The sequence below is a fragment of the Micromonospora sp. AMSO1212t genome, from assembly GCF_008868145.1.
In the GTDB taxonomy this organism is placed as follows: domain Bacteria; phylum Actinomycetota; class Actinomycetes; order Mycobacteriales; family Micromonosporaceae; genus Micromonospora; species Micromonospora tulbaghiae.
Window position 1 is genome coordinate 18,808 of the sequence record NZ_WBKS01000017.1, and the last position, 18,908, is coordinate 37,715.

The 18,908-nt window shown below is 74.4% G+C and carries 15 protein-coding genes; 9 read left to right on the forward strand and 6 right to left on the reverse strand.

The genetic code is table 11. From position 1 onward, the window contains the following. The first annotated feature begins 85 nt into the window (after positions 1-85). From F8279_RS07485 to F8279_RS07495, 3 genes are read left to right on the forward strand one after another with little or no spacing between them, the layout of a single operon-like run. Complete coding sequence (locus tag F8279_RS07485; RefSeq protein WP_091427116.1) at positions 86-1,210, forward strand: Vms1/Ankzf1 family peptidyl-tRNA hydrolase; 1,125 nt, start codon at positions 86-88, stop codon at positions 1,208-1,210. Continuing rightward, complete coding sequence (locus F8279_RS07490) at positions 1,203-2,951, forward strand: thiamine pyrophosphate-binding protein (protein ID WP_091427115.1); 1,749 nt, start codon at positions 1,203-1,205, stop codon at positions 2,949-2,951. The genes F8279_RS07485 and F8279_RS07490 overlap by 8 nt, the downstream gene beginning before the upstream one ends. A gap of 51 nt (positions 2,952-3,002) precedes the next feature. Then, positions 3,003-4,049 carry an iron-containing redox enzyme family protein gene (locus tag F8279_RS07495; protein WP_091427114.1) on the forward strand — a complete coding sequence of 349 codons (1,047 nt, stop codon included), beginning with the start codon at positions 3,003-3,005 and terminating at the stop codon, positions 4,047-4,049. 105 nt (positions 4,050-4,154) lie between these two features. Here the strand turns inward: F8279_RS07495 and F8279_RS07500 are convergent, their stop codons facing one another. After that, positions 4,155-4,379 (reverse strand): CDGSH iron-sulfur domain-containing protein, encoded by a 225-nt coding sequence (locus F8279_RS07500; RefSeq protein WP_091427113.1) that lies wholly within the window; start codon positions 4,377-4,379, stop codon positions 4,155-4,157. Positions 4,380-4,612: 233 nt separating this feature from the next. Here F8279_RS07500 and F8279_RS07505 point away from each other — a divergent pair, with 233 nt between their 5' ends. Together F8279_RS07505 and F8279_RS07510 are read left to right on the forward strand one after the other, a co-directional pair. Next, positions 4,613-5,983 carry a hypothetical protein gene (locus tag F8279_RS07505; protein ID WP_175438895.1) on the forward strand — a complete coding sequence of 457 codons (1,371 nt, stop codon included), beginning with the start codon at positions 4,613-4,615 and terminating at the stop codon, positions 5,981-5,983. A gap of 244 nt (positions 5,984-6,227) precedes the next feature. Then, positions 6,228-7,361, forward strand: coding sequence for a SigB/SigF/SigG family RNA polymerase sigma factor (locus tag F8279_RS07510; RefSeq protein WP_091427111.1), 1,134 nt, complete (start codon positions 6,228-6,230; stop codon positions 7,359-7,361). Positions 7,362-7,458: 97 nt separating this feature from the next. Here the strand turns inward: F8279_RS07510 and ctaD are convergent, their stop codons facing one another. The 5 genes from ctaD to F8279_RS07535 form a co-directional block, all read right to left on the reverse strand. Continuing rightward, complete coding sequence (gene ctaD, locus F8279_RS07515) at positions 7,459-9,462, reverse strand: cytochrome c oxidase subunit I (RefSeq protein ID WP_151499480.1); 2,004 nt, start codon at positions 9,460-9,462, stop codon at positions 7,459-7,461. A gap of 87 nt (positions 9,463-9,549) precedes the next feature. Beyond that, a complete protein-coding gene (locus F8279_RS07520; RefSeq protein WP_091427109.1) occupies positions 9,550-10,281 on the reverse strand; it encodes an ATP-binding protein in 732 nt (243 codons plus the stop codon). A 135-nt stretch (positions 10,282-10,416) separates the two neighbouring features. Then, a complete protein-coding gene (locus tag F8279_RS07525; RefSeq protein ID WP_091427350.1) occupies positions 10,417-10,869 on the reverse strand; it encodes a DUF4383 domain-containing protein in 453 nt (150 codons plus the stop codon). A 107-nt stretch (positions 10,870-10,976) separates the two neighbouring features. Further along, positions 10,977-12,131 carry a glycosyltransferase gene (locus F8279_RS07530; protein ID WP_091427108.1) on the reverse strand — a complete coding sequence of 385 codons (1,155 nt, stop codon included), beginning with the start codon at positions 12,129-12,131 and terminating at the stop codon, positions 10,977-10,979. A 28-nt stretch (positions 12,132-12,159) separates the two neighbouring features. After that, complete coding sequence (locus F8279_RS07535; protein WP_225853182.1) at positions 12,160-13,143, reverse strand: glucosyl-3-phosphoglycerate synthase; 984 nt, start codon at positions 13,141-13,143, stop codon at positions 12,160-12,162. Between the two features lie 247 nt (positions 13,144-13,390). Between F8279_RS07535 and F8279_RS07540 the strand changes: the two genes are divergently transcribed. From F8279_RS07540 to F8279_RS07555, 4 genes are all read left to right on the forward strand, one after another. Then, positions 13,391-14,413 carry a Gfo/Idh/MocA family protein gene (locus F8279_RS07540; RefSeq protein WP_091427107.1) on the forward strand — a complete coding sequence of 341 codons (1,023 nt, stop codon included), beginning with the start codon at positions 13,391-13,393 and terminating at the stop codon, positions 14,411-14,413. After that, entirely contained in the window at positions 14,406-15,494 is a 1,089-nt protein-coding gene (locus F8279_RS07545) for a zinc-binding dehydrogenase (protein ID WP_151499481.1), read from the forward strand. Before F8279_RS07540 ends, F8279_RS07545 begins: the two co-directional genes overlap by 8 nt. A 152-nt stretch (positions 15,495-15,646) precedes the next feature. Further along, positions 15,647-17,941 (forward strand): accessory Sec system translocase SecA2, encoded by a 2,295-nt coding sequence (gene secA2 / locus F8279_RS07550; RefSeq protein ID WP_091427984.1) that lies wholly within the window; start codon positions 15,647-15,649, stop codon positions 17,939-17,941. 203 nt (positions 17,942-18,144) lie between these two features. Further along, positions 18,145-18,861, forward strand: a complete 717-nt coding sequence (locus tag F8279_RS07555; protein WP_225853181.1) for a GAF and ANTAR domain-containing protein — start codon at positions 18,145-18,147, stop codon at positions 18,859-18,861. Positions 18,862-18,908: the final 47 nt, after the last annotated feature.

Below are 18,908 nucleotides of genomic sequence, written 5' to 3' on the forward strand. Positions count from 1 at the left end.
GAACGGTGGTCACGCCCGGGGAGCCGGCAGGTGAACTCCGCCGGGGCGCGGGTATGCGTGCGGCCGAGCCGGAAAGGGGTCGAGCATGCAGCTGTCCTTCCTGCGCCCGCTCTACGACCGTCCCGGGCCGTGGTGCTCGGTGTACATGGACGCCTCCCGCGACACCCAGGACGCGCGAGCGCAGGTCGACCTGCGCTGGCGGGCCCTCAAGGGCGATCTGCTGGGGCAGGGCGCCGACCCGGTCACCGTCGAGGCGGTGGAGGAGGTCGTCCGCCGGCACCAGCCGATGCCCGGCGACTACGGCATCGCCGTGTTCGCCAGCCGGGGCCGCGTGGTGCTCACCGAGTACCTCTCCGCGCCGCCGCTGCGCGACCTGGCGAGCTGGTCGGCGCTGCCGCACACCATGCCGCTCGTGGCCCAGCGCGGCGAGCAGGTGGCCTGGGTGCGGGTACTGGCCGACCGTACCGGCGCGGACGCCGTGGCGGTCAGCGCCGGCGGGGTGCCCCGGCGGGCCCAGGTGCAGGGCGGGCAGAGCCGCCAGCTGCGCCGGGTGCAGCCGGGCGGCTGGTCGCAGTCCCGCTACCAGCGCGCCGCCATGGAGGCGTGGCATCAGAACGCCGGTGACGCCGCGGCGGCCACCGCCGACCTGGCCGAGCGGGTCGGCGCGGACGTCGTGGTGGTGGCCGGGGACGTCCGTGCCACCGGCATGATCGCCGCCCAGCTCCCCGCGCGCTGGCAGGACGTGCTGGTGCGCACCGACGCCGGCGCACGTGACGTGGGCGCCGACGACACGCTGATGGACGACATCACGGTGCAGACCGTCGCCGAGGTCGCCGACCGGCGGATCGCCGCCGCGCTGGACCGCTTCGGCGTCCAGGAGGACGTCGGCGCCGGACTCGACGCCGTGGTCTCCGCGTTGCAACGCAACCAGGTCGACACCATGCTCATCGTGGACGACCCGTCGGCCGACGGCGAGCTGTGGGTGGGCCCCGAGCCGACCGAGATCGCCACCGACCCGGCGCAGCTGGCCGGCATGTCGGTGGCCGACCCGCAGCGGGTACGCGCCGACGCGGCGTTGCTGCGCGCGCTGATCGGCACCGACGCGGACCTCACGGTGCTCGCGCCCGAGGAGGCGCCGGAGCTGACCGACGGGGTCGGCGCGGTGCTGCGCTACGTCGACGCGAGCACGCCGGGGCGGGGCAATGGCTGAGCGCATCGTCGCCGACCTGGTGGTCGAACGCCTGCGGGCCTGGCGGGTGCCGCGGGTCTTCGGCTGTCCGGGCGCGGCGATCGCCCCGCTCGTGGGCGCGCTCGACGACGCGGGCGGGGACCCGGCTTTCGTTCCCGCCCGGCACGAGGAGACCGCCTCGTACATGGCCACCGGGCACGCGAAGTTCACCGGCGGCGTCGGGGTGTGCCTGGCGACCCAGGGCCCGAGCGCGGTGCACCTGCTCAACGGGCTCTACGACGCCAAGCTCGACAGCAAGCCGGTGGTCGCGATCATCGGCGAGGACGTCACCGGCCCGCTCGGCGGCGCGCACGAGGAGATCGGGCTGAGCCGGCTGTTCGGCGACGTGTGCAACCAGTTCGTCCGCTACGGCCGCAGCCCGGAACAGGTGCCGACGCTGCTGGACCAGGCGTTCCGTACCGCCGCGGCGACCCGCAGCCCGACCTGCGTGGTGCTGCCGCGCGCGTTGCAGGTCACCGCCGTACCGGACCTGCTGCCGCAGACCGCCGGGGTGGTCACCGCGACGCCCGGCGAGCCGCTGGCCCGGGTGCTGCCGCACGACGCCGACCTGGACGCCGCCGCGTCGCTGCTCGGCAACGGGCGGCGGGTGGCGATGCTCGTCGGCCAGGGCGCGCACGGCGCGGCCGAGGAGATCGTCGCGCTCGCCGACCGGCTCGGCGCGGGCGTCGCCACGTCGCTGCTGGGCAAGCCGGTGCTCGACGAGCGGCTGCCGTTCCACACCGGCGTGCTCGGCGAGGTCGGCACCACCGCCGCCGCGCAGCTCATGGGCTCCTGCGACACGCTGCTGATGATCGGCACCAACGACCCGTGGACCGACTGGTTCCCGATGCCGGGCCAGGTACGCACCATCCAGATCGACATCGACGGCCGGCGCATCGGCACCCGCTACCCGGTGGACGTGCCGCTCGTCGGCGACGCCGCCGAGACGCTGCGGGCGCTGCTGACCCGGGTGCCGGAGAATCCCCACCGCGAGTGGCGCGGCATGGTGGAGAAGATGGTGGACCGGTGGCGGGAGACCGCGGCCGAGCGCGCCGCCGCCCCGGCCGAGCCGGTCAACCCGCAGCTCGTGCTCCGCGAGCTGTCCGCACGGCTGCCCCGGCACGCCGGCGTCGCCGTCGACGTCGGCTCGGTCATCTACTGGTACGCCCGGCACCTGGAGCTGCCGCCGGGGGTGCGGGCGCAGTTGTGCGGCACGCTCGGCTCGACGGGCTGCGCCCTGCCGTACGCGGTCGCGGCCAAGCTGGCCCGCCCGGACGAGCCGGTGCTCGCGCTGCTCGGCGACGGCGCGATGCAGCTCAACGGCCTGGCCGAGCTGATCACTGTGGCCCACCACTGGACGCGGTGGCGCGATCCCCGCCTGATCGTGCTGGTGCTGAACAACCGGGACCAGTCCGGCGTGGGCGGCGGGCGGACGCCCGGGGGGCGGCGCTCCGACGTGCCGTACGCCGGGTGGGCCCGCCTGCTCGGGCTGCACGGCGTCCGGGTGGACCGGCCGGACCTGGTCGGACCCGCCTGGGACGAGGTGCTCGCGGCCGACCGGCCGGCCGTCCTGGAGGCGGTGGTGGACCCGGCCGTGCCGCTGGACGCGCCCGAACCGGCGCTGGCCGACCTGCGCGGCCTGGTGACCGACGGGGACGCCGCCCGCCGGGTGCGGGAGCGGGTGATCCAGACCGAGGCCATCGCGGCGGACGAGGTCGTTTAGCCGGATCACTCCGGGGCACTGCGACCAGGCACAACCGTCCCGGGAGGTTCCATGTCCGTCGCCGCCGACCGTCGTTACGGCCCCGCCCCGCTACCCACGGCGCGCGGGCCGGTCTCCGCCGCGCTGCTGGCCGCGCTGCGCGACGCTCCCCGGGAGCTGCCGGCCGGGCTGGGCGCCGCATTCGACGCGGTGGCCGCGCCGCTGACCGACGAGGATCTCCAGCTCACCCTGTTCCTCTGCTACGAGCTGCACTACCGGGGCTGGTCCGGCGTCGACGAGGCGTGGGAGTGGGAGCCGTCGCTGCTGGCGCTGCGCGCCCGCGCCGAGCGGCCGTTCGAGGCGGCGCTGCGCGAGCTGGCCGGCCCGTCGCCGGCGGTGCTGCCGGCCGCCGTGCCGGGCGCGCTGGCCGACCTGGTGGCCGCCGACGACGGCCCGCCGCTCGCCGCCGCGCTGCAACGCCGCGCCGACCTCGGCCGGTTCCGCGAGTTCGTCACCCACCGCTCGATCTACCACCTGCGCGAGGCCGACCCGCACAGCTGGGCGCTGCCCCGCCTCGGCGGGCCGGCGAAGGCCGCCCTCGTGGAGATCCAGACCGACGAGTACGGCAACGGCCGGCTGGACCGGATGCACGCCGAGCTGTTCCGCACCACGATGGACCGGCTCGGCCTGGACACCGGCTACGCCGCCCACCTGGACCGGGTGCCGGCGGTGACGCTGGCGACCAACAACCTGATGTCGCTGTTCGGCCTGCACCGGCGGCTGCGCGGGGCACTGCTCGGGCACCTGGCCGCGTACGAGATGACCTCGTCGCTGCCGAACCGCCGCTACGGCAACGGGCTGCGCCGGCTCGGCTTCGACGCGGTGGCCACGCGCTTCTACGACGAGCACGTCGAGGCCGACGCCGTGCACGAGCAGGTCGCCGCGTACGACATGTGCGGCGGGCTGGTCCGGGCCGAGCCGGCGCTCGTGTCCGACGTGCTGTTCGGCGCCGCCGCCGCGCTGGCCGTGGACGCCCTGTTCGCCGCGCACCTGCTCGACGCCTGGTCGGCCGGGGAGTCCTCGCTGCGCCCGCCCGCCGAGGTCCTCGCCGCAGCCTGACCCACCCCGTTCCCCGCGATCTTGCGGTTGTGGCCCCCGTGGTGCCCGGTTCGCGAGGATTGCCGGGTGCCCAAGTGCAAGATCGCGGGGGAGGGGCGGTGGGAGTCAGCCCTCGCGGTCGCTGTCGGCGCGGAAGCCCGCCACCTTGTGCGTGCCGTCGCAGAACGGCTTGATCGCGCTCTTGCCGCACCGGCACAGCGCGACGGTGCCCCGGCGCGTCTCGATCGGCGTGCCCTCGGGCGTGACCAGCGCGAAGTCGCCGCGTACCAGCAGTGGTCCGTCCCGGTACGGGGTGATGGTCGCCGCCGGGGTGCTCTCGTCGTCGGGCATGCGCGGTGCAGTGCCCGTCCCGGTCCGGCCCAAACCCGCACCCGAGCGCTGTTGCGCCCGCGACGGCGGGCACGCGGCGCGACGGCGTACCTGGGTGTCGCGGGCGGTGCCGTTACCGGGCGGGCCTTGGTCCTGACCCGTGGGGAGATGCCCCGTTTAGACCCCAGAGGGACGGGAAGCCGGGCCGCGTGGTGAGCGAACGAGTCGAACGGACGCCGGTCAGCGGCGCGGGGCTGCCCGTGGAGCGGGTGGTGGTGCCCGGCAGCGCCGCCCGGGTCCTGGTCGCCGCGACCGCCCGGGCGCTGCGCGGCGACGACTGCGGCGACCTCGGCCATCCGGGCGCGCTGTCCCGCCTCACCGGGGCGCCCGAGCCGGTACGCCGTGCCGCCGCCGTCCGGGCCGCCGGGCGGGCGGCGCTCACCGCCGACCAGATCGCCGCGGTGGACGCCGAGCGGGTGGCCGGGTGGTTCGCCGGACAGTACCCGGACCGGCGCTGGCCGGGTGTGGTGCTCGGCTCGCCGCACGGCGCGGCCGCCCACCTCGCGGTGGCGCTCGGCGTGCCCTGGCTACCGGCCGGGTTCGAGGTCGCCGGGCAGTGGAGCCGAGGCGCGGTGGACCGCCCGGACGCCGCGTTCGCGCACGGGGCCACGCTGGCCGCCCGGCTGCTCGACCGCAACCCGCGCGTACACGTACGCCAGGTGCACTGCCCGGCCAGCCGAGGTGCGGCGGCCGGCGCGGCGGTGACGTTCGCGGTGCGCTGGCGCACGCTGCCGAAGGCGTACGCGCACTTCCTGGCCGACCGGCTCGAACCGGCCGCGCCGGTGCTGCTGCTGCACGACGCCCGCACCTGGCCGGTACGCGACTGCGGCGACGGGCACAGCTTCCAGGCCGGCTGCCCGGCCGGCGGCCTGGACCCGGTCGACTTCCACCCGGACGCCCGCGCCCTCGGCCAGGTCCTGCGCGCCGCCGGCGGGGACGAGACGCGCTGGGAGGCGCCGGAGGTCACGGTGGCGGGCGCGTTCGCCGAACACGGCGTGGAGCCCGGTTTCGAGCACGACGCCCGCTCCTGGGGCGACCGGCACGGCCATCCGCTGCACCGGGTGGTCGTGCCGCAGCCGGACGCGCTGAGCGCGGTGACCGCCGACCTGTACCGGCGCTGGCTGCGGCGGGCCGGCAAGACCGGGAACCGGCTGGTGGTGGAGTGCGGCCGGCTGCTCGACCCGGCGCAGGTGCTGCGAGCCGGCCTGGTGCCCTACTGGTGCGAGAACGCCACCGCGCGCCGGGTGGCCGGCGTCGAGTGGTGGCTGGCCGGCAGCGAGCCGTTCAGCTCGGTGGACGTGCTGCCGGAGCCGCCGGGCCTGCGCTCGCCCGCGTACGCGGGGCTGCCCCAGTGGCTGGCGGTGGCCGGCTTCGGGCGCCGCAGGCGGGCCCTGGACCGGGGTGCCGCCCGCGGCTACCCGGTGGCCTCGGTACCCACCCGACGTGCCACGGAGGTGTTGCGCAACCAGCCCTGCGACCTGCCCGCGCCGCTGCCGCTGCGGATGGCCGAGGCCCTCACCGCGCTACGTGACGCGGGCGCCCACCAGGGCCTGCTGGTCTGCTGACCGGCTGCCGGGAACGGCTCTACGGCCAACCTGGCGAAACTTCCTCGCGATCCTGCGGTCCGTGATTGAGTACCTACGGAGCGGGAAGACCGCTCGCCGCGAAACGGCCCACGACGCCGTGCGGCGGGCAGCCACCGCTTTCGACGTATCCGTCACGTAACCCAACTTCCTCACCCGGTGCGTGGTCCGACCACGCGCACGACCGGTTCCGACCGGGCGGGGGCTCTTCGGCGAGGGGGCGCGGATGTTCGGACAGACCACCACACCCACACCACCGACCACCGACCGGGGTCTGGAGGACCTGGACGCGGCGGCGCTCGCGTACGCGGCCCGGATCGAGGGACTGCCACCGGAGCGGCGGCAGGAGGCGCGGGACGACCTGGTCCGGTTCGCGCTGCCGTTCGCCGGCCGGCTCGCCCGCCGCTACCGCGGGCGCGGTGAGCCGCTGGAGGACCTGGAGCAGGTGGCCCGTCTCGGCCTGGTCAACGCCGTCGACAGGTACGACCCGGAACGCGGTTCGTTCACCGCGTACGCGGCCATCACCATCGTCGGCGAGATCAAACGGCACTTCCGCGACCGCACCTGGGGTGTGCACGTGCCGCGCCGGCTGCGGGACCTGATCCTCGAGGTGGGCCAGGCGACGGCGACGCTGACCAGCGAGCTGTCCCGCGCCCCCACGGTGGCCGAGCTTTCGGCCCGGCTGGAGACGCCGGAGGAGGAGATCCTCGCCGCGCTGGAGTCGGCCGCCGGCTACAGCCCGGCCTCGCTCAACGCGCCGGTGGGCGGGGAGAGCTCGGCCGAGTTCGGCGACCTGGTCGGCGAGTCCGACCACGCGCTGGAGTCGGTGGACGACCGGGTCACCGTCAGCGGCCTGCTGCACCGGCTGCCGTGGCGGGAGCGCCGCATCCTGGCGATGCGCTTCTACGGCAACCAGACCCAGGCGGAGATCGCCGCCCGGTTCGGCATCTCGCAGATGCACGTGTCCCGGCTGCTGTCGCGGGCGCTGACCTGGCTGCGTCAGGCGATGCTCGCCGACGCGCCGCCGCCCTGGCAGAACGGCGCGGCCGAGGCCGAACCGGGCAGGGCACGCATCTCGGTGAAGCAGAACGGCGACCGGGTGGTCGTCGAGGTCGGCGGCGAGGTGGACCGGGCCGGCGCGGACCAGTTGCGCCGGGCGGTGCTCCAGGCGGTCACCGGGCAACCCCGCGAGGTGGTGGTCGACCTGGTCGGCGCCGGTGGCTTCGACGCCGGCGGGATCGCCGCGCTGATGGCCGGCCGGGAGGCCGCCGCGCGTACCGGGGTGCCGCTGCGGCTGACCCGGGTGCAGCCGGCGGTGCGCCGCTCGCTCACCGCGGCCGGACTGCCGGCCGCCGACTGATCCACCGCACGTACCGCGCCGGCTCCCGCCACGGGAGCCGGCGCGCGGCGTACGACGAGAGGGCCGGCGCCCGACGGCGCCGGCCCTCGTCCGGATCTCAGTTCTCCCGGGTGTCCCCGTGCCCGCGCGGGTGCCGCCACCTGTCGTTCGGCTTCTCGTCGCGCTCGGCGTTGAGCGCGCTGCCCTCCGGCTCGTCGGTCTCCTCGAAGCTGGGCCGGCGCACCTCCTCCGGCGCCGGCACCTCCACCGGGCGGGCGCCGGACTGCGGCGCGGGCTGGTAGTCCACCGCCTCGGGCGCGCCGTACGCGCCGCCGGCCGACGGCGACTCCGGCTCGTGCCGCTCGTGGTGCATCTCCTCGCGGAAGGTCTGCGGCGGCTTGGTGGTGCGCTGCGGCAGGTCCCGGCCCAGGTCGGCGACCAGCGGGCCGTACTTGAGGTCGAACGCCGGCCGCTCCGAGCGGATGCGCGGCATCCGGTCGAAGTTGCGCAGCGGCGGCGGGCAGGTGGTGGCCCACTCCAGCGAGTTGCCGAAGCCCCACGGGTCGTCCACTGTGACCATCGCGCCGTACCGCCACGACTTCCAGATGTTCCAGATCACGAACAGGGTGGACGCGCCGAGCACGAACGAGCCGATGCTGGAGATCATGTTCAGCGTGGTGAAGCCGTCGCCGGGCAGGTAGTCGGCGTAGCGGCGGGGCATGCCCTCGTTGCCCAGCCAGTGCTGCACCAGGAACGTCGCGTGGAAGCCGATGAACATGGTCCAGAAGTGCATCTTCCCCAGCCGTTCGTCGAGCATCCGCCCGGTCATCTTCGGGAACCAGAAGTAGAGGCCGCCGAACGCGGCGAACACGATGGTGCCGAAGAGCACGTAGTGGAAGTGCGCCACCACGAAATAGGTGTCGTGCACGTGGAAGTCCACCGGCGGGCTGGCCAGCAGCACCCCGGTCAGGCCGCCGAGCAGGAACGTCACCAGGAAGCCGATGGCGAACAGCATCGGCGTCTCGAACGTGAGCTGCCCCTTCCACAGGGTGCCGATCCAGTTGAAGAACTTCACCCCCGTGGGCACCGCGATCAGGTAGCTCAGGATGCTGAAGAACGGCAGCAGCACCTGCCCGGTGGCGAACATGTGGTGCGCCCAGACCGTCATCGACAGCACCGTGATGGCGACGGTGGCCAGCACCAGGCCGGTGTAGCCGAAGATCGGCTTACGGGAGAACACCGGGATGATCTCGGTGATGATGCCGAAGAACGGCAGCGCGATGATGTAGACCTCGGGGTGGCCGAAGAACCAGAACAGGTGCTGCCAGAGCATCGGCCCGCCGGTGGTGGGGTCGTACACGTGCGAGTGCAGCAGCCGGTCCGAGGCGAGCGCCATCAGCGCGGCGGCCAGCAGCGGGAACACGAAGATCACCAGGACGCTGGTGAGCAGCGCGTTCCAGGTGAAGATCGGCATCCGGAACATGGTCATGCCGGGCGCGCGCAACGTCACGATCGTGGTGATCAGGTTTACCGCGCCGAGGATCGTGCCCAGGCCGGACACGGCCAGGCCGACCACCCACAGGTTCCCGCCGACGCCGGGGGAGTGCTGCGCGGTGCTCAACGGCGTGTACGCGGTCCAGCCGAAGTCCGCCGCCCCGGCCGGGGTGGCGAACCCGCCCATCACCATCAGCGCGCCGAGGAAGTAGAGCCAGTACGCGAACGCGTTGAGCCGGGGGAACGCCACGTCGGCGGCGCCGATCTGCAGCGGTACCAGATAGTTCGCGAACCCGAAGAACATCGGTGTCGCGAACAGCAGCAGCATGATCGTGCCGTGCATGGTGAACATCTGGTTGTACTGCTCGGGGGAGACGAGCTGCATCCCCGGCCGGGCCAGCTCCACCCGGATGACCATCGCCAGGATCCCGCCGACGATGAAGTACAGGAACGACGTGACCAGATAGAGCAGGCCGATCTGCTTGGCGTCGGTGGTCCGCAGCAACCGCCACAGCGCGTTGCCCTTCACCGCTTCCCGCACGGGCCCGGGGTAGCCCCCGAACCGGGCCGGCGCGAGGATCGCGGGCCCCCGGTCTCGTGCCGGTTCCGTGACTACCCGCTTGGGCATGGCATCTCACCCCGTGTGACGACAGACAGGACGGGCGGGCGTACCCGGCCCTCTGTCCATGTAACCAGGCGAGAGCGGAGAATTCGGTCAGTTCGCCGGGAGCATGGCCCAGACGACCTTGCCGGCGCCGACCGGAGTGCTGCCCCAGCGCTGGGTCAGCTCGCGCACCAGCATCAGCCCGCGGCCGCCCTCGGCACGCGGATCGCGGCTGCTCGCGGCGCGGGCGTCGGCCGGGCTGCCGTCCATCACCGCCACCCGCAGGTACGGCCGGCGCAGCGTCAGCGTCACCTGCATCGGGGTGCCGGCGTGCCGCACCACGTTGCCGACCAGCTCACTGAGCACCAGCGAGGCCGGGCCGGCCAGCTCCGGCACGTTCCACTTACCGCACGCCTCGGTGACCAGCTCCCGGGCCCGCCGGCAGGCGCCGGCGACCGGCTCCAGCCGGACCCGCAGCCGAGGCGCGGCCGACGCGCCGGCCAGCGCCGTCGCCTCGGCGCAGTCCCGGCGTACCGGCACCACCCGGCAGGCGGTGGTCTCGTTCAGCCAGGCCGCCGTCTCGGCGCAGGGAGCGGCGAGCACCATCGGCACCGCCGGCCAGTCGGCGGCGCGCCGCGCGGCGGCGGCGAAGACGGACAGCGCCAGCGGCTCGCCGACCTCGATCTCCTCCAGGTCGACGACCAGGGCGTCCGGCTGCGCGGCGAGGCAGCGGTCGAGCACCTCGTGCACCGCGCGCATCGTGTGCAGGTCGAGCGCTCCGGCCAGCCTTACGACAGTGACCGGCGACTCGTCGCGGACCTCGCACCTGATCCGGGTCACCATCGCCGCCTCGTTTCCATCTCGTCGGGGAGGGTCGCCCGGCCGGGGCGCTTCGCCCGTCTCCCGCAGCCGGAGGACTACGGACGTACCCGCGCCCCGGGCCGGCGAAACCGGGCATCCGGGCCGCCGGGGCGCAGGTCAGCGGCGGTCCCCGCGCCGCGCCGCGACCAGCCCCGACGCCAGCATGGCGGCGCCCAGCAGCAGGTGCAGCCACGAGTCCGCGGAATTGACCGCGAGCACGTTCGCCGCGTCGCGTCCGTCGATCGCCAGCCCGGCGAGCCAGAGCACCAGATAGACCGCGCCGGCGCCGACCAGGAACGTGCGGGCGCCGGCGACGGTACGGGCCAGCACCAGCCCAGCCACCCCCAGCACCAGATGCACCAGGTTGTGCACGGCCGAGACCTGGAACACACCGAACAGCCGGGCGCCGGAGCCCGGACCGGCGAAGCGAAGATCCGCGTAGTCGCCGGTGACGCCCGGCACGAAGCCCAGCGCGCCGAGCAGCAGCAGGAGCACGGCGAACCCGGAGGCGATCCGGCGTACCGGCGCCCGCCCGTCGGCCGGGTTGCGCCGTGCCCGGGAGTGCGCCATCGAGTTCGTCACGCCGGCCTCCTCGCCACCGCGGGAAGCGCCGGATTCCCGCGGCCGCCGGGGGCAAACGCCGGCCCGGCCGCGCGGGGCGGCCGGGCCGGCGACGCTCAGGCGGGCTGCAACGGCTTCGCCGCGCCCGTCCGGACCCGGTCGTACAGCTCCACGTACCGCTGCGCCATCCGGGCCGGGGTGAACCGCCGGGCCGCCTCCCGCCGGCACTCGGCCGGCTCCAGCCCGCCGGCGGCGAGCACCAGGTCACCCAGCTCCTGCTCGTCGCCGGTGAGCAGGCCGGTGCGGCCGTGCTCGATCAGCTCCGGCAGGCAGCCCCGGGCGGTGGCCACCACCGGCGTGCCGAGCGACAGCGACTCGACCACCGCGGTGCCGCCCGGCTCCTCCCAGCGCAGCGGGAACAGCGACGCCCGCGCCGAGGCGACCAGATCGTCGCGCTCCCGCCCGGCCACCGTGCCGACCCAGCGCACCCGGTCGCCGTCGACGTAGGGCGCCACCTGCTCGTAGAAGAAACGCACGTCCGGGTTCTGCCGGGCCTCGTCGCCGGCCGCGGCCAGATCCTCCGGCCGGTGGTACGGGCCGACCGGCCCGGCCAGCACCAGCCGGAACCCGGCCTCCTGCGCCAGTCGGGCGCCCAGATCCTGCCCCTTGCCCGGGTTGATCCGGCCGAGAATCACCACGTGGTCGCCCTTCGCCACCGGCGCGTGCCGGTCGGCGTCGACAGCGAGCGGGGTGGACAGGTGCACGTGCCCCACCGAGTGCGCACGCAGCGCCTGCGGCGCGCGTGCCAGCTGCGACGCGGACACCCCGTTGACCCGTACCCGGTCGCCGCCGTCGAGGTTGCCGTACAGCTCCGGGTGCTTGGCCAGGTCCCAGTGCAGCGTGTGCAGCACCGGCGGGGCGTCCGGGCCCATCGCGGCGAGCGTGGCCAGCCCGACCGCCTCCACGTGGTCGTGCACCAGGTCGATGTCGTCGCGGGCGTGCAGCGCCCGCACCACCCCGGACAGGTGCGCCTGGGAGACGCCGCAGACCTGGTTGTACGGCCGCTGCAACGCGTGGAACTGGCCGTCCGGGAAGACCGTGATCTTCTCGTCGACCGGCAGCGTGCTGCTCTCCACCGAGGCGAGCACCACCCGTACGCCCAGCCGGCGCAGCTCCGGCACCAGCGTGGCGATCACGTTCTCGATGCCGCCGTAGCCCGGCGGCGGCACGGACAGCCACGGCCCGGCGTTCATCAGCACGGTGAGCGTCATGCGCTGTCCTCTCTCCGGGTTTCCCCGCTCACGCGGCCGCCACCCGGCGGCGGGGGAGACGGTGGCGCAACTGCGCCAGCGGCGGGCGTTCCTGCACCGACACGTCGTTGACCACGATTTCGCGGTCCAAGTTGGGCAGCGTCTCCGAGCCGCCCCGGCGGAACTGGGTCAGCAGCGCGGTCGGCGCCACCCCCGGGGCCGCCCATCCGCGTCGTTGCAGCCGCGACCAGGCGGTCAGCATGATCTGTGCGGACATCCGGCCCAGCGCGGCGGTGTCCTGGTGCCGGTGCTTGCGCTCACCCAGGTCGACCTGGGCCAGCGCGTCCAGCCCGACCAGTTCCAGCAGGTCGATCAACATGGCCGTCTCGACGCCGTACCCGGTGACGAACGGCACCCGCTCCAGCACCTCACGGCGGCCGGCGTACTCGCCCGCGAGCGGTTGCACGAAACCGGCCAGCTCCGGCCAGAACAGGTTGAGCAGCGGCCGGGCCATCAGCTCCGTCACCCGTCCGCCACCGTCGGGTTCCACACTCGTCGCACCGACCAGCGGCCGGTGGTAGAAGCCCTTCACGAACTCCACGCTCGGGTCCGTCAGCAACGGTCCGAGCAGCCCGGTCACGAAGTGCGGGCGGAACTCGCGCAGGTCGGCGTCGACGAACGCGACCACGTCCCCCTCGGCCGCGGCCAGCCCGGCCCAGAGCGCGTCGCCCTTGCCGGTCAGCCGGGGCAGCCCGCGCGTCATCGCGTCCTGGCTGACCACCTCGGCGCCGGCCGCCCGCGCCACCTGCGCGGTCCGGTCGGTGGAGCGGGAGTCCACCACGATCAGCTCGTCGACGAGCGGTACGCGGTCCATCAGGTGTTCCCGGACGGTCGACACGATCGCGCCGACAGTCGCCTCCTCGTTGCGGGCCGGCAGCACCACGCTGACCCGGCTCGCGCCCTTGGCCCGTACCAGCCGTCGCGCCGGCCAGTCGGCGGCGGTGCTGGTGCGGTACGTGGCCCACGCCTCCACCACTGGTGAGACGGTCGAATCTGATTCCCGCACGGGCACCCCCATAGATGGTGGAATCGCGGACCATGGTTTTCCCAATCCCGCATCCGCGCTAACCGGATCTTGCCCATCATCCTGATCACCTGGCGCGTACCGGGAGGTTCCGGGCGGATGAACGTTGCGTTGCACACGTCGGCGGAGTTTGGCGCGACGCCGCCGGGGGGAGTGGTGTCCGCAGTCTTTCCAGTCGTGCGAGAGGTTGTGGTCCATGCGTACCTGCCGGGTGGGACTTGTCGGGGCCGGCGGGGTGGCGCAACGCCACGCCCGGGTGCTCACCGGCTTCGCGGACGTGGAGCTGCTCGGCGTGACGGACGTCGCGCCGGAGGCGGCGGGTGCGCTCGCCGGCACGTACGGCGGCCGGGTGTTCCGCGACGTGGACGAGCTGCTCGCGGCCGGCCCGGACGCGGTGTACGTCTGCGTGCCGCCGTTCGCGCACGGCCCGGCCGAGGAGGCGGTGGTCGCCGCCGGGGTGCCGATGTTCGTGGAGAAGCCGGTGGCGCTGGACCTGGACACCGCCGAGCGGGTCGCGGCGCTGGTGCAGCAGCGAGGGCTGCTCACCGGCGTCGGGCACCACTGGCGCTACCTGCACGTGGTGGAGGAGGCCCGGCGCCTGCTCGCCGACCGGCCGGTGCGCATGGTCAACGGCGCCTGGCTGGACAAGGTGCCGCCGGTGGCCTGGTGGGCGCGGCGGGACCGCTCCGGCGGCCCGGTGGTCGAGCAGGCCGCGCACGTGCTGGACCTGGTCCGGTTGCTGGCCGGCGAGGCGGTCGAGGTGACCGCGTACGGCGACGGCAGCCCGCCGCCGGTCGACGGCGCCGACATCGACTCGGTCACCGCGGCCACGCTGCGCTTCGGCTCCGGCGCGGTCGGCACGCTCGCCGCGTCCTGCGTGCTGGGCTGGAAGCACCGGGCCGGCGTGGAGATCCTCGCCGACGGGCTGGCGCTGTGGCTGGCCGAGGACGGCCTGACCGTCCGCGACGCCGACGGCGAGCGCCACCTGCCCGCCGACCCGGACAGCGCGCGGGTCGCAGTGGACCGGGCCTTCGTCGACGCGGTGTGCGGCCTCGGTGACGACGTCCGGGTGCCGTACGCCGAGGCGCTGCGCACCCACCGGCTCGCGCTCGCGGTGGCCGAGTCGGCGCGTACCGGCCGGCCGGTGGCGCTGCCGACCGGCCCGGCGTCCCGGCTCACCGCGCCGGCCGCGGACGCGGGGGTGAGCGTCGATGCGTGACCGGGTGGTGGTGGTCGGCGGCCCCGGCCGGGTCGAGCTGGCCGAACTGGACGCGCCGGAGCTGCGCGAGGGCACGTTCCGGGTGGAGACGCTCTACAGCGGCGTGTCGGCCGGCACCGAACTGAGCTTCGTCAAGGGCACCAACCCCTACCTGAACGTCACCTGGGACGCCGGGCTGGGGCTGTTCCGGCCCGGCGAGGCGAGCACGCCGTACCCGGTGACCCGGCTCGGCTACATGCAGGTCGGGCGCGTGGTGGAGAGCCGCACCCCGGCCGTCGCGGTGGGTGAGGTCGGCGCCATGACGTACGGCCACCGCAGCGGCTGGGTCGCCGACCCGCTCACCGAGCGGTTCGTGCCGCTGCCCGACGACCTGGACCCGCTGCTCGGCGTGTACGTCGCGCACATGGGCCCGATCTGCGCCAACGGGCTGCTGCACGCCGCCGCCGACCTGTGCGGCGCCGACGTGCGCACGCTCGGCGACGGCGTACGCGGGCGCCGGGTGGCGGTGGTCGGCAGCGGCGTGGTGGCGCTGCTGACCGCCCTGTTCGCCCGCCGCCACGGCGCCGCCTCGGTGGTCGTGGTCGACCCGACACCGGCGCGGCGGCAGGTCGCCGAGGCGCTCGGCCTGGACACGCTCGACCCGGACGCGGACGACCCGGCCGTGGTGCTGAAGACGCGGTGGAACCACGCCGCCGGGGACCGGGGCGCGGACGTGGTCTTCCAGTGCCGCGGCCAGGACTGGGCGTTGCAGCTCGCGCTGCGCCTGCTGCGCCCGCAGGGCACGGTGATCGACCTGGCGTTCTACCAGGCCGGCGCGGACGCGGTCCGGCTCGGTGAGGAGTTCCACCACAACGGGCTGTCGCTGCGCTGCGCGCAGATCGGCCGGGTGCCGCGCGGGCTGGCCCCGACCTGGGACCGGGAGCGGCTGTCCGCCGAGACGGTGGAGCTGCTGCGCCAGTACGGGGACGTGATCCGCAAGCACCTGATCTCGGCCGTGGTCCCCCTGGACGAGGCCCCCACCCTGCTGACCGACCTGGCCGAACGCCGCCGCACAGAACTCCAGGTAGTCCTGACCCCCTGACCCCCACTCCGTCGATCATGAAGTTGACGGTGACAAAACGGACGCGAAATGCCGTCAACCTCATGATCGACGGAAGCGGAGCGGAAGGGGTGGGCACGGCGCGCGGCGGGCGGGGGTCACAATCGGCTCCGGTTCGCGTACCGTTGCCGCTCATGGGTGTGTCGCAACGGTTGAAGACCAGGTTCCGCCGGTTCCTCCAGCGCCCGGGGACGACAGTCGACCTGGCGCCGCTGGAGAAGCTGCTGCCGGCGATCGAGGCGCGCGAGGCGGACCTGGAACAGCTCTCCGACGCGGAGCTGACCGAGGCCGCCGGCCGGGCCACGGGGTACGAGGAGATCTGCGCGATCGGTCGCGAGGCGGCCCGGCGCGGGCTCGACCAGCGCCCCTACGACGTGCAGCTGCTCGGCGCGATGGCGCTGCTGTCCGGCAAGGTCGCGGAGATGGCCACCGGTGAGGGCAAGACGCTCACCGCGACGGTCGCCGCGTACGGGCACGTGCGGCTGGGCAACGGCCCGGTGCACGTGCTCACCGTCAACGACTACCTGGCCCGCCGCGACGCCGAGTGGATGACGCCCGTCTACGACCTGCTCGGGCTCAGCGTCGGCTGGGTCAACGAGGCGTCCACGCCCGAGGAGCGGCGCGCCGCGTACGCCTGCGACGTCACCTACGTCTCGGTCAGCGAGGCCGGCTTCGACTTCCTGCGCGACCAGCTCGTCACCGACCTGGCCGACCGGGTGCAGCCGCCGCTGAAGACCGCGATCGTGGACGAGGCCGACTCGATCCTGATCGACGAGGCCCGGGTGCCGATGGTGCTCGCAGGCGCGGTCGGCGGCGAGCAGGACCCGGTGCACGCGGCCGCCGCGCTGGTGCGCGGGCTGCGCAAGGGCAAGCACTACACCGTCGCCGAGGACGGCCGCAGTGTCGCCTTCACCTCGGTCGGCCTGGCCACCGTCGAGGCCAAGCTCGGCGGCATCGACCTGTACGACGAGGAGCACGTCGGGCAGCTCTCCGCGGTGAACGTGGCGCTGCACGCGCACGCCCTGCTGCACCGGGACGTGGACTACATCGTCCGGGACGACTCGGTCGAGCTGATCGACGAGATGCGCGGCCGGGTCGCCCAGCGCCGCCGCTGGCCGGACGGGCTCCAGGCCGCCGTGGAGGCGAAGGAAGGGCTGGACGCCAGCGCCGAGGGCGAGGTGCTGGGCACGATCACCGTGCAGGCGTACATCGCGCTCTACCCGACGGTCTGCGGCATGACCGCGACCGCGGTGCTCGTCGGCGACCAGCTCCGCGAGTTCTTCGGCCTCGAGGTCGCGGTGATCCCGCCGAACACCCCCTGCGTACGCGAGGACGAGCCGGACCGGATCTACGCCACCCGCGCCGAGAAGGAGGAGGCGCTGGTCGACGAGATCACGCGCTGCCACCAGGCGGGGCGGCCGGTGCTGGTCGGCACGCTCGACGTCAAGGAGTCCGAGGGGCTGGCCGCCGCGCTCAACGCCGCCGGCGTGTCCTGCGTGGTCCTCAACGCCAAGAACGACGACGAGGAGGCCGGCATCATCGCGGAGGCCGGCGCGTACGGCGCGGTGACGGTCTCCACCCAGATGGCCGGCCGGGGCGTGGACATCCGCCTGGGCGGCAGCGACCAGGCCGACCGGGACCGGGTGGCCGAGCTGGGCGGCCTGTACGTGATCGGCAGCGGCCGGCACGACAGCCGCCGGGTCGACGACCAGCTCCGCGGCCGGGCCGGCCGGCAGGGCGACCCGGGCGGGTCGGTGTTCTTCGTCAGCCTGGAGGACGACCTGGTGGTCCGGCACGCCGGCGACACCGTGCCGGCCTCGCCCCGGATGAACGCGGACGGCCTGGTCACCGATCCGCAGGTCGACTACGCGGTCGAGCACGCCCAGCGGGTCGCCGAGGGCGTCAACCACGAGATCCACCGCAACACGTGGCGCTACAGCCAGGTGATCGAGCAGCAGCGCAAGGCGCTCGCCGAGCGCCGGGAGCGGCTGCTGACCAGCGACATCGCCGCGCTGATGCTGCTGGAGCGGGTGCCGGAGAAGGCCGGCGAGATGGACGAGGACCTGCTCGCCGACGTGGCCCGCAAGATCGCCCTCTACCACCTGGACCGGCTCTGGGCAGACCACCTGGCCGAGCTGTCCGAGGTGCGCGAGGGCGTGCACCTGCGGGCGCTGGGCCGGCTCGACCCGCTCGACGAGTTCCACCGGAGCGCGGTGCCCGCGTTCAACGCGCTGGTGCCCGAGATCGAGACGCGGACCGTGGCCACGTTCGAGGAGACCGAGTTCGACGAGGGCTGGGAGCCGGACTCGTCGAAGCTGGTCCGGCCGAGCGCCACCTGGACGTACCTGGTGCACGACAACCCGTTCGGGTCGGAGCTGGACCGGCTGATCGCCTCGGTGGGCCGGCGGCTCATCTCCGGGTCGCGCTGACCGGAGCCGAAGGCCCCTTCCGGTGCAACCGGGAGGGGCCTTTTTGCGCGGTTTCACCCGCGGTCTGCGAGGGTAGTAGGCCGGGGCCCGGCCACAGGAGGGACGGACATGGGACAGGCAACGGTGCCGGACGGGGAGACCGCGTGGACGTACGCGGGAACGGTGGAGGCCCTGGCCCGGTGAACCTCGACACGCGCCAACCCATGATCGACAACCTCGGTGTGCTGGAGACGGCCGCGCTGCTGCGCGAGCTGACCGCCGGCCTGATCGGCGTGGCCGGGTTCGACGAGGCGCTCGACCGCCTGGTCCGGATCGCCCGCGACGCCGTGCCGGGCGTGGACTGCTGCGGCTTCACCGTGCTGCGCGCCGGTGAGCCCGCCGGCGTGGCCGCCTCCGACCCGGACCGGGCCGAGCTGGACGACCTGCGGCACGGCCCGGACACGCCGGCGATGACAGCGATCCGCCGCCGGGAGATGATCATCGCGGGCGGGCTGTCCGACGAGACGCGCTGGCCGGCCTGGAGCGAGCGGGCCCGCGTGCTCGGCGTGCACGGGGTGATCTCCGCGCCGGTCGACGTGGACGAGCAGGTCATCGGCGCGATCAACCTGTACGCCGAGTCGCCCGACGCGCTCACCCCCCGGCACCAGCTCACCGCGATGCTGCTCGCCGAGCACGCCGGGCTGCTGCTGGCCGCCGCGCGCGACCGCGAGCGGGCCGCCAGCCGGGCCGGTGAGATCGACGACTCGCTGCTGGCCGAGGGAGTGGTCGGGCAGGCCGTCGGCGTGATCATGACGCAGCGCGGTTGTCCCGCCCCGGAGGCGCTGCGGGTGCTGCGCAGCGCCGCCTCCTCTCTGGACATCCCGTTGCGTGAGGTGGCCGAGCGGCTCGTGCTGACCGTCTCCCGCCCCCGGGACAACTGAGCGACAGTCGTTTCGCCTCGCGGCGCCTCGGGTAGCACTCTGGACTG